5 protein-coding genes are annotated in these 10,431 nt (G+C 67.3%); 2 read left to right on the top strand and 3 right to left on the bottom strand.

Going from position 1 to position 10,431, the window contains the following annotated elements; genetic code table 11:
- The 3 genes from AB0I18_RS22060 to AB0I18_RS22050 all read right to left on the bottom strand — a co-directional run.
- Window positions 1-2,587: beta-galactosidase (locus tag AB0I18_RS22060; protein ID WP_363107250.1), on the bottom strand; the 2,587-nt coding region annotated here is incomplete at its 3' end.
- Window positions 2,584-4,458, bottom strand: coding sequence for a glycoside hydrolase domain-containing protein (locus tag AB0I18_RS22055; RefSeq protein WP_363107249.1), 1,875 nt, complete (start codon window positions 4,456-4,458; stop codon window positions 2,584-2,586). The genes AB0I18_RS22055 and AB0I18_RS22060, both read right to left, overlap by 4 nt.
- Window positions 4,459-4,597: 139 nt before the next feature.
- Entirely contained in the window at window positions 4,598-7,456 is a 2,859-nt protein-coding gene (locus AB0I18_RS22050) for a TIM-barrel domain-containing protein (RefSeq protein ID WP_363107290.1), read from the bottom strand.
- Between the two features lie 616 nt (window positions 7,457-8,072).
- Here AB0I18_RS22050 and AB0I18_RS22045 point away from each other — a divergent pair.
- Both AB0I18_RS22045 and AB0I18_RS22040 read left to right on the top strand, forming a co-directional pair.
- On the top strand, window positions 8,073-9,323 hold the full coding sequence (locus AB0I18_RS22045; protein ID WP_363107248.1) for an extracellular solute-binding protein: 1,251 nt from the start codon (window positions 8,073-8,075) through the stop codon (window positions 9,321-9,323).
- A 4-nt stretch (window positions 9,324-9,327) separates the two neighbouring features.
- Window positions 9,328-10,308, top strand: coding sequence for a sugar ABC transporter permease (locus AB0I18_RS22040; RefSeq protein WP_363107247.1), 981 nt, complete (start codon window positions 9,328-9,330; stop codon window positions 10,306-10,308).
- The last annotated feature ends 123 nt before the right edge of the window (window positions 10,309-10,431 follow it).

The following is a 10,431-nucleotide window of genomic DNA, read 5'->3' as shown; positions in this document are numbered from 1 at the left end:
CGGTTTCAGTTTCGGCGAGATCGAGTGCGATCGCGTTGTCCTGGCCCTGCGGCAGGTCGAGCCGGGCGGACGTGCGGTACCAGCGCACGCCGGGCCCGGTCCTCCCGGCCTGCTCGGAAAGGCGGGCGCTCTTCCAACTGCCGTCGGGATATCCCGGCAGCGACCAGCCGGCCCGTTCCCCGTACAGCCCCCCGTTGTTGTACGGACCCCGGGCGGTGTCGACCGGGTCCTCGCCGCCCCGGCTGCCCTGGATCTTCCAGGTGAGCGTGGAGGCCCCGCCGATCACCTCGGCGCCGAGCAGACCGCGCGGCTCCTTGGAGTAGTCGTGGCCCCATTCCTCGTTGTGGCCCGCGTTCTCGGCGAGCACGGAAAGGATGTTGTCGCCTTCTGCCTTGAGCGTCCCTGACGGGATGTCGAAGGTGTGCGCGCCGTCGCCGGAAGTGCCGAGGTAGCTGCCGTTGAGCCAGACCGCGTACTGGCCGGTCGGGCCGGTGTTGGCGTTCAGCGCGAGCGCGGTCGCCTTGCCCGTGGTCTTGAACCGGCCGCGGTACCAGACGTTGCCGTGGTGGTAGCCGTACTCGTCCATCGCGAGGACCGGCAGCGACCCGGCGAGCTCCGGGTTGTTGGCGGTGAGGCGGTCGGCGGTGGTCCAGGTGGAGTCGTCGAAGCCGGGGGCCGCCTCCGGCGCCTCCTCCTTGTACTTCCACGTCGTCAGCTCGGGAAGCTCGACAGGGCGCGGCACCTGGGTGACGGCGACCGTGCGGCCGTTCCAGGTCACCGTCCTGGCGTCCGCGATGACCTCGATCTTCGCGGCTTTGGTGGAGTCGCCGGTCAACTTCAGGGTGCCGCCCGCCAGTTCGGCGGTACGGACGAGGGCCGGGCCGCGTACCAGGACCGGGCCCGCGGCCGTGTCCTGCCGCCACCAGTGCGCGGTCTCGGCGGTGTCGGCGATCAGCAGTTCCATGCCGTTCACCAGCACCCGGGCCAGGCCCTTGTGCGCGTAGTTCAGGCGCAGGTCACCGCGTTCGGCGTCCCAGGTGGTGGTGACATCGCCGTCCAGGACGGTGACCTCGGGCCGCTCGGCGTACCGCAGCACGGTTTCGCCGGTCTCGCCCTCACGCCCGTACAGCAGCGCCACGTCCCGGTCATCGATCCGGGCGTGCGTCATGATCTCCGAGGTGGAGTAGACGAGCCGCTGGTCCTCGCCCAGGTCGTAGCCCGCGACGAGGAGTTTGGCGTCCCGGCCGTCGACGGTGACCGTGCCCTCCTGAGGTACGCGCGGGTAGTCGCCGTCCGCACCCTTCAGCGACAGGGTGGTCTCGTCCTTGTCCTTCACCCGGGTGTCGGCGTGCCGGACGGTGAAGAACTGGGTGCCGTCGTCGGGGTTGACGCGCCGGTCGATGCGCAGGGCGTCGTCGGACGGGGCCGGGGCCTCGGCCTTGTCGGTGCGCGCCAGTGAGGTGACGGAGTTGACCATGTATCCGAGGCGCTTGAACTCCTGGTACTTCTCCGTCAGTTGGCGGGACTCGTTGATCGGGGCCCCGTAGTCGTACGACGTGTAGACCGCGTTGGGGTCGGCCAGCCAGCCCCAGTTGGTGCCGCCGTACGTCATGTAGAAGGACTGGCCGCTCACCCCGGCGGCGATGTTCATCTTGCCGAACACCCGGGTGAAGTCGGTGCCGGTGAGTTTCGCGCAGTCCTGGTATCCGGTGCCGCCCCAGGGGTCGAAGGCGCCGCCTTGCGCCTCCGGGATGATCAGCGGGGACTCGGGCTTCCACTCGTTGACGTACGAGTAGTCGGGCAGGTCCTTCCAAGTGTCGGGGTCCTTGCAGTCGAAGCCCTGCGGGTAGGCGTCGAAGCCGTAGATGTCCGGGGCGCCCTTGCCGCTGACCCAGTTCTTGTTGGCACCGCCGTCGTTGACGAAGGTCGGGACGTCGATGCCGTCCTGCCTCGCCCAGTCGATGAGGGTCTGCATGTAGTCGGCGTCCTCGCGACCGCCCTGGTACTCGTTCTCGACCTGATAGAGGATCACATTGCCTGTGCCGCGCGTGAGTTGGTGCCGCGCGATGATCGGGTTGATCCGGCTCATCCACTCCCGGGCCGCCTTCAGGTACTCCGGCTCGGAGGTGCGGTTCACGCCGGCCTGTGTCTTGCGCCAGGCGGGCATGCCGCCGCCGGAGACCTCCGCGTTGATGTACGGGCCCGGGCGGGCGATCACGTACAGGCCCGCGCGCTCGGCCTCGTCGAGCAGCCGCTCCACATCGCGGGTGCCGGTGAGGTCGTAACTGCCCGGCTTGGCCGAGTGGTAGCCCCAGTCGAAGTACAGCGAGACCGCGTTGAATCCGCCCGCCTTGATCTTCTGGAGCACATCACGCCAGGCATTCGGGCTGGGCAGCCGGAAGTAGTGGAACTCGGCTCCCCAGATGTACAGGGGTTTGCCGTCGACCCGCACGGAGTACTGGTCGTAGGTGACGGTGTGCGTGGTTTTCGGCTTCGCGTCAACCGGTGCCGCAGCAGCACCTGCGCTGGTCAGGGGCATGACAGAGAGGGCTCCGGCGAGCAGCAGTGATCTCCACTTGCCCCTCATGAGGTCAGCCCCTTCACGACGGCCGCCCGCGCGGTCTCGATGTCGCTCACGTCCTTCGTCCGGCCGTCGAGGTTCCGGGTCGCGGTGGTGAGGGCCTCGGTCAGCGCGGCGCTGTCGGCACCGCCGTCCTTCTTCCGCAGCTGGGCGATGAGTTCGTAGTCCTCGATGCCCTCCTTCAGCTGCTCCCAGCGGATGCTGGACATCGGGCCGTCCTTGCCCGGGTAGACCAGGTACTCGTCGCCCTGAGTGAAGATGTGCACCGGCTGCTTGAAGGGGTCGCTGGTCCAGCTGTTGTAGGACCAGCGCAGGAAGCCGTCCAGATTCCGCTGGGCGGAGATCCACGGCAGCATCCGTGACTCGACGGCGGGTGAGTACGACAGCGTGTTGGGGTGGGCCGGCGCCCCGTACACGTAGAAGGTCGTGATCTTGCCCGCCTTGCGCCGCTCCGCGACCTTCTCCTTCGTCATCGCGTCGATGCCGCCCCAGTCGACGGACAGGTTGGACGCGACGCCCTCGGTGCTGATCGAACCGGCCACGGAGATGCGGTCGTCGAAGACCGGCGCGACCTCGTGGACGAAGTCCTTGACGACCGTCATCGTGCTGATGGGCCGCTCGTCGAAGGACAGCCAGGTGTCCTCCAGCCAGCCCTTGGCCTTCAGGTGCTTCTCGAAGGCGGGCAGGAACGTTCCCCATGCCTCGCGCCAGCGGTCGCCGCCCAGATCGACGTTCTCGTAGACGGTCTTGCCGGTGCGGGTGTCGGTGTAGGTGAGGTGCTCCTGGTCCTGGAACGCCAGCATGGAGAAGGCGCCGATGTCGGGCCCGAGACCGGCGCGTCTGGCGGTCTGGACGTACTTGTCCCAGCGGTTGAAGTCGAAGGAGAACGTCTTTCCGTTCCAGGTCCAGCCCACCATGCTGGTGTACGGCGTGGCGGTCTGCGACTCCCGGGTGCCGAGCGACCACTGGTGGTGCCACGGGTTGTCGACGATGGTGGTGTTGATGACTTTCTGGCCGCGCGACGCCAGGTCACGGTTGTACTTCTCGATGAGCTTCCAGTGCTGGTCGGACCAGAGCTTGACGCCGTGGTTCTTGGCCATCGTCTCCGGCTGCGCCCATACGTCGAGGAAGAAGTCGTAGCCCTTCGGGTCGGGCACGCTCGCGTCCGCGACCTCGATGGTCAGCGGGTAGGTGGTCTGGGTGCGGCCGTCGGCGTTGACCTTCACCGTGCCGGTGTAGGTGCCGGGCCTGGCCGACTTGGGGATCCGGAAGGTGAACCACAGCGGCTGCGCCGCGTACGCGGGCACGTCCACCGAGGACTCGTCCTCAAGCGCGTCGCCGACCACATCGGGGTTGCGGTCGCCGGACACCTCCTTGCCGGAACTGACCTGGTCGATGGTGGCGGACCAGTCGACCTCGCTCTTGGAGCGCTGCACGGGCACGTACTTGACGAACCGGACGTCCGTGTCGGCGCCGGACAGCTTCGCGCCGCCGGGCCCGGTGAGGTCGCCGACCACGGCCTTGACGTTGTCGAGGTCCTGGCCTGAGGCGATCGCCAGCTGCGCCGAGACCTGCTCGTTGCGGACGGCGGACAGCTTGAGCTCCTTGGTGTCCTTGCCCTGGATGGCGGTCATCGGGTAGCGCGGGACCCGCTCCTCCGCGGAGCCCGCGAAGGAGCCGGTGGGGACCCAGGTGATGGTGTCCCTGGTGCCCATGGCGTCGGCGACCTTGACGGTCAGCCAGGTGGTGGTGGCCTTGGAATCGAGGTCGGAGCCGGTGGTCGTACCCGTGGTGCCGGTGACGGCTATCGCGGTGGTGCTCGCGGCCACGACCACGCCCGCGACGAAGCCGGCGACAGCTGAGGACGTACGTGCCATGGGGGTGGGTTCCCTCTCTCATGGACGTGCAGGGGCTGGTCCCCGGCAGGCCCCCATGGGGGTGGGGACCTGCCGGGAAGCGGGGTGTGCCAGTGGTGTCGGGAGAGTGGCGCCCATGGAGTCAGCGGCGCCTGCGGTGTCAGGAGGTGACCGAGAATCCGCTGAACACGGCTTCGATGTTCTCGCCGGGGTAGTTCACGTTGGCCGCGCTGGCGACCATCCCGGCGTCGCCGGTGCCGGTGGCGGACGGCACCTGGGCGGTGCCGACCTGCGACCAGGTCTCGCCGTCCTTGCCGGCGTACGCGGTGTAGGTGGCGCCGTCCCGGGTCAGCTTGAGATACGCCGGGTGGTAGGTGGAGCCACCGCCCGCCCAGGTGTCGAGCTTCCCGTCACCGTCGCTGTCGGTCATGAACTCAAGGCCGTACTTCTCGGTCATGACCAGCACCGCGTAACCGCCCTTCTCGGGTGCGGTCAGGTCGTTGGCAAGGGCGACGCCGGCCTTGCCGACCGGTGAGGCGCTGTTCTGGGAGACCAACTGGGCCTGCACGGTGGCCTTCTCCCCGGCCGCGTCGTCGCGGTAGATGACGCCCTTCTCGTCCTTCCAGCCGGACAGGTCCTGGCCGCCCGCCCAGATGGCGAACTGGTCGCCGCCCTGGGCGTATTGGGCGCCCCCGGAGGTCGTGTCGGCCGTCAGGTACGGCTCCTGCACACTGCCCGGGGCGGCCTTCACCTGCGCCGGCACGGTGTCGGACACCTTCTGCGAGCCGTTGGATCCGGTGTAGGTGGCGGTGCCGGTGAGGTCGTGGCTGGCCCAGCGGGCGTCGTCGGCCGGGGTCACCGTCCAGGTGGTGGTGAGTGTGGCGCCGTTCTTGAGGGACTTCGCGGTGGTCGGGCCGGTCGCCTTGGCACTCCAGCCGTCGGGCAAGTCCAGTCCAGCCTTGGCGTTCTTGAGGGTCCCGGTGCTCCAGTTGGTCACCTCGGTGGTCACCTCGAACGGCTTACCGGCGTCGGTGGACGGGGCGTCCGGGGTGATCAGGACAGAGGCGGCCGGCGCGTCGTCGCGCTTGAGCGCCTTGACGGCCTTGGCGGCACCCTTGGCCTTGAGGTTCACGAACGCCGGGGTCACCCCGAGCGGCGCCGCGTACCCCTTGAGGGTCTTGGGACCGCGGATCACGGTGCCCTGGTTCACGTCGTACCAGGTGCCCGGCGGCAGATGGACGGAACGGGTGGCGCCGGTGCTCAGCTTGGGCGCGGCCAGCACGGCCGGGCCGAGCATCCACTCGTCGGTGACCGTGTAACTGGCCTCGTCCTTCGGGAAGTCGAAGAACAGCGGCCGCATGATCGGATCGCCGGTCTTCAAGGTGCTCTGCACCTGATCCCAGATGTACGGGGCGAGCTTCTCGTGCGTCTCGATCGCCTCCCGGTAGAGGTCGACCGTCTCCTGGTCGTAGTCCACCTTCTGGCCGGTGGTGGTGTCGTTCGTATCCACCGGGGAGGTCGAGGCGTACATCAGCGGCATCAGCGAGGCGGACTGCGCCCACCGCACGAGTACGTCCTTCGTCGGTGCGGGCTGGCCGCCGGAGCCGCCGATCATGTCCGACTCGACGAACGGGTAGCCGATGGTGGAGATGGCGAGGTTCTGGGTGGCGGAGGCGCGCAGGGAGTCCCAGCCGGTGCCCTTGTCGACCTGGCGGGTGACGAAGCCCGCCTCGTGGGCCGTCCGGTTCCAGTGCACCCGGATGCCCGCGCCCTGGAGGTCGAACTCGTCGGCGAGCCGCGTGCCCAACTCCTGGTAGTCCGTGGCCTGGTGGCCCTCGCGCGGCGCGCACTTCTCGTCGAAGAAGCGGGTGTCGAACTTCAGCCCGTCGATGTCGTACGTGTCCATCAGCTTCTTGAGGTTGCCCTCGTACCAGGCCTTGGCGTCGGGGTTGGCCAGGTCGATGATCCCGGCCTGGCCGTTCCACCAGGTCACTTCGCACGGCTTGCCGGTGTCCTTGGCGTCCATGAGCAGATAGCCGTTGTCGACCGCGTACTGGTAGTTGTCGGAGTCCAGGTTGATCCACAGGGTGACCCAGATGCCGAAGTCGAAGCCCATGTCGTGGATCTTCTTGGACAGGCCCTTGGGATCGGGGAAGGTCTTGGGATCCCAGGTCAGATTGCCGTAGTTCGACTCCCACTTGTCGTCGAGCTGGATGGTGTGCCCGTCCAGACCGTTGTCGTGGAGGTCGGTGGCGTAGTCGAGCAGCTTCTCCTGGTCGATCTTGGTGTAGAACTGCGCCCAGGAATTCCACAGCGGCTTGGCGTACTGCTCGTACGTGGCGTCGCTCTTGGTCGGCTTGCCCACGATGCCGATGTAGTCGCGGTAGACCTCCAGCGGGGTCGACTCGACGAACACGGTGGCCTTGTAGGTGTCGGGCGACTCGACGATGAACTGGCCGAGGCCGTCCTTGCCCTTGTTGAGCGCCACGTCCATGACGTTCCCGGTGTCGACGCGCAGACCGGTCGACTTGGAGGTGTACCAGAACGGGTCGATCATGTTGTACGACGCCGGGCCGAAGGTCTCGTGGTCGACCTCGCCGGTGTCGAGCGGCCAGGGCTGGTTGACGCCGGGGCCGCCCTGCGGGGTCTCGGCCTCGCCGTGGCCGTACCAGTGGCTGGCCGACGACAGGTCGTAGGCGAGGCCGAGTTGGTCGGGGCTGCCGCCTTCGACGTCCCAGTCCAGCTGGTAGCGGTCGGCCTCGGGTGTGAGCCGGGCCGTGACGGTGGCGCCGTCGAGGGTGGTGTCGGTGGTGAGGGTGAGGACACCGTCCTTCCATGTCCAGTCGGTGACCTCGGTGGCGTGTTCCCACTTCTCGTCGGAGCGGAAGCGGAGTCCTCCGGTGTCGCCGCCCGCGGTGCCGAGCACGGTTTTCCCGGAGCGCTCGGTGGTGAGCGCGAGTTCGTCGGTGGCGATGTCGACGGTGTAGCCGGGTGTGTTCCTGGTGCCCGGCACGGACATGGTGAGGCCGTCCGCGCTCTGGGTCACCTTCGGCCGGTCGACGGTGTCCGCCTGGGCCTTTGGGGTGAGGGGTTCGGTGACGGGCGGTACGAACGTCAAGGCCAGCACGGTGGCCAACAGCGTTGCGGGTCTACGGGATATGCGCCGCCTGAGCGGTTGGGTGCGCACTCATGACCTCCTGCGGGGCGGGGCGTTGCTTCGCGGGGCAGCACGGCAAGATCATGCTCATTTCTGCTCATGTTCTGGCTATAAACGTCAGCTGTCAACATTCACTTCCATGATTCTCGGCAGCATCACGGGCCCCTGTCACCCCTGGTGACGGTGAACCGACCGGGCCGGCGCCCTGCTCAGAGAGGGGGCGGAGCGCGCGGAATCGGCTGTAAATTCTGCGTGAACCCCGCCTGATTCGCTGGGTTCCGCCCCCTCTGCCCGGGTTCACCACACAGGCGGGACTGGCGCGATCACCGCCACTCGGCCGAGGCCGCGACGTAACGCACCGGCAACCCTTTCTCCCTTGACATCATGCGCAGCCCGTTGGGCATGATGGTGATTAATGCTTGAACTGAGCCTGTTTCGAGCAGAAACAATCACTAGGTTGCAGCGAAGGTGGTATCCCGTGAAACGGCACCTCATCGGTATCGCAGCAGGTGTGGCCCTCGGCCTGGTCCTCAGCGGATGCGGCAAGGGAGGTTCGTCCGGCGGCGGCGACTCCGACGGGAAGACGATCAGATTCGTGGCCGCCAAGTACGACGACGACACCCAGCCCTACTGGGACAAGCTCATCAAGGCCTTCGAGGCCGAGAACCCCGGCTACCGGGTCGAGTTGGAGGTCGTCGACTGGGAGCAGCTGGATTCCAAGGTCAAGACGTACGTCCAGACCGGGCAGCAACCCGACGTCCTCAACTACAACAAGTTCTCCGACTTCGCCCGCGACAACCTGATCTACCAGGCCAAGGACATCGTGTCGCCGAAGGTGCTCGACGACTTCCTGCCGCTCTTCGCCGACCAGGCGCGGTACGAAGGCGTCCAGTACGGCCTGCCGTTCATCTCCAGCGCGCGGCTCTTCTTCTACAACAAGGACATCTTCGACAAGGCCAAGGTCTCCGAGCCGCCGTCCAGCTGGGCCGAGGTCGAGGCCGCCGCCAGGAAGATAAAGAAGGCCGGGGACATCCCGTTGGGCCTGCCGCTCGGCGCGGAGGAGGCCCAGGCCGAGTTCTACATCTGGGCGATGAACAACGGCGGCGGCTGGACCGACAAGTCGGGTGAGTGGACGGTCGACCAGCAGGCCAATGTCGAGACGCTGGGCTACCTGCGGAAGCTCACAAAGGCCGGACTGACCCAGCCCAACCCCGAGGCGACCAACCGCAAGGACGTCTTCAACCAGTTCGCCCAGGGGAAGATCGGCATGCTCAACGGCGCCGTCTTCATGCGCAAGGGCTTCATCGACACGGTCGACAAGAACCTGAACTACGGCGTCGCACCGCTGCCGAGCAAGGACGGCACGACGCACAACACGCTCGGTGTCCAGGACTACCTCGTGGCCTTCAAGAAGGACAAGGACAAGAACCGGGAAACCGTCAACAAGTTCCTCGACTTCTTCTACCAGAAGGAGAACGCCTCGAGGTTCCTGTCCACCGAGGGCTTCCTGTCGGTCACCAAGTCGGCCGGTGACGCGCTGAGTTCGGACTCCGCCTACTACAAGCCGTTCGTCGACGCACTGTCCGGCGCACGGTTCGCACCCACCGACAACCCGAACTGGGCGACCGTCGAGGGCGCCGTGAAGCAGCGCATCGGCACCGCGGTGTCGGGCGCCGAGCCCAAGAAGGTCCTGGACGAAATCCAGGAGACCGCCGAGAAGAACGGCTGACGGGGTGGCCGTACAGGACATCACCATGCGCAACGCCGGGTCCGGTGACGGAGATGGGAAGGAACGGACACCGGCACCGGCAGGCGGCTCCCGCCAAACCCGGAACGGTCGCCGTCTGCGAGCGCTGGAACCACTGCTGTGGCTCGGGCCCGCACTCGCACTGATCCTGGCCGTAGTCATCTGGCCCGTCGTCGAGATGGTCCGCACGTCCCTGATGGACATCAGCTCCACCGGACTGACCCGCGGCTTCGCGGGCGGCGACAACTACGCCGAACTGTTCGCCGAGCCCGACCTGCCGGGAGTGGTGCTGCGCACCCTGGTCTGGGTGGTGGGCGTGGTCACGGTCACCATCATCGTCTCGCTGGCACTGGCGCAGTTGCTCAACTCGCGGTTCCCCGGGCGCCGGATGGTCCGCTGGGCACTGATCGTGCCCTGGGCGGCATCGGTCCTGATGACGGCGCTGACCTGGCGCTGGATGCTCAACAACTTCTACGGCGTCGTCAACCGCGTACTGATGGACGTGGGAATCCTGGACAAGCCGGTGAACTGGCTCGCCCACCCGGCCCAGGCGTTCGCCTGGATGATGGCCGTGGCGGTCTTCGTCTCGCTGCCGTTCACCGCGTTCGTCATCCTCTCGGGCCTCGGGACCATCCCGGCCGAGGTGTACGAGGCAGCCCGCCTGGACGGGGCGGGACCGGCCCGCACCTATCTCTTTGTCACGCTGCCCCTGCTGCGCCCCTCCCTGCTGGTCGCCGCCGTCATCAACGTCATCAACGTGTTCAACTCCTTCCCGGTCATCTGGGCCATGACCCGCGGCGGTCCCGGCTTCGCCACGGACACGACCACCACATACATGTACAAGCTCGCGTTCGACAACCAGGCCGTCGGCGAGTCGGCGGCCATGGCCGTCGTGAACTTCTCGCTGATCCTCCTGGTCGTGCTGGTGTACCTGCGCGTCGTGCGCGGGCGAGAGGAGACCGGCTGATGTCCGCCGTCACGGCCCGATCCACAACAGTCGATTCCCGAACAGTCGAATCTGGAACAGTCCAATCCACAACGGCACGGTCCGCGACGGTCCGGCGGCGGCGTCCGCCCCGGCTGCGCACCG

This window comes from Streptomyces sp. NPDC050704, from assembly GCF_040654355.1.
Taxonomy (GTDB): domain Bacteria; phylum Actinomycetota; class Actinomycetes; order Streptomycetales; family Streptomycetaceae; genus Streptomyces.
The sequence above is the reverse complement of the archived record's forward strand: the minus strand, read 5'-3'. Positions and strand labels throughout refer to the sequence as shown.

Coding starts and splice junctions, on each gene's coding strand:
- AB0I18_RS22055 (WP_363107249.1), bottom strand. CDS start 4,458: ATGGCACGTACGTCCTCAGCTGTCGCCGGCTTCGTCGCGGGCGTGGTC.
- AB0I18_RS22050 (WP_363107290.1), bottom strand. CDS start 7,456: ATGTCCGTGCCGGGCACCAGGAACACACCCGGCTACACCGTCGACATC.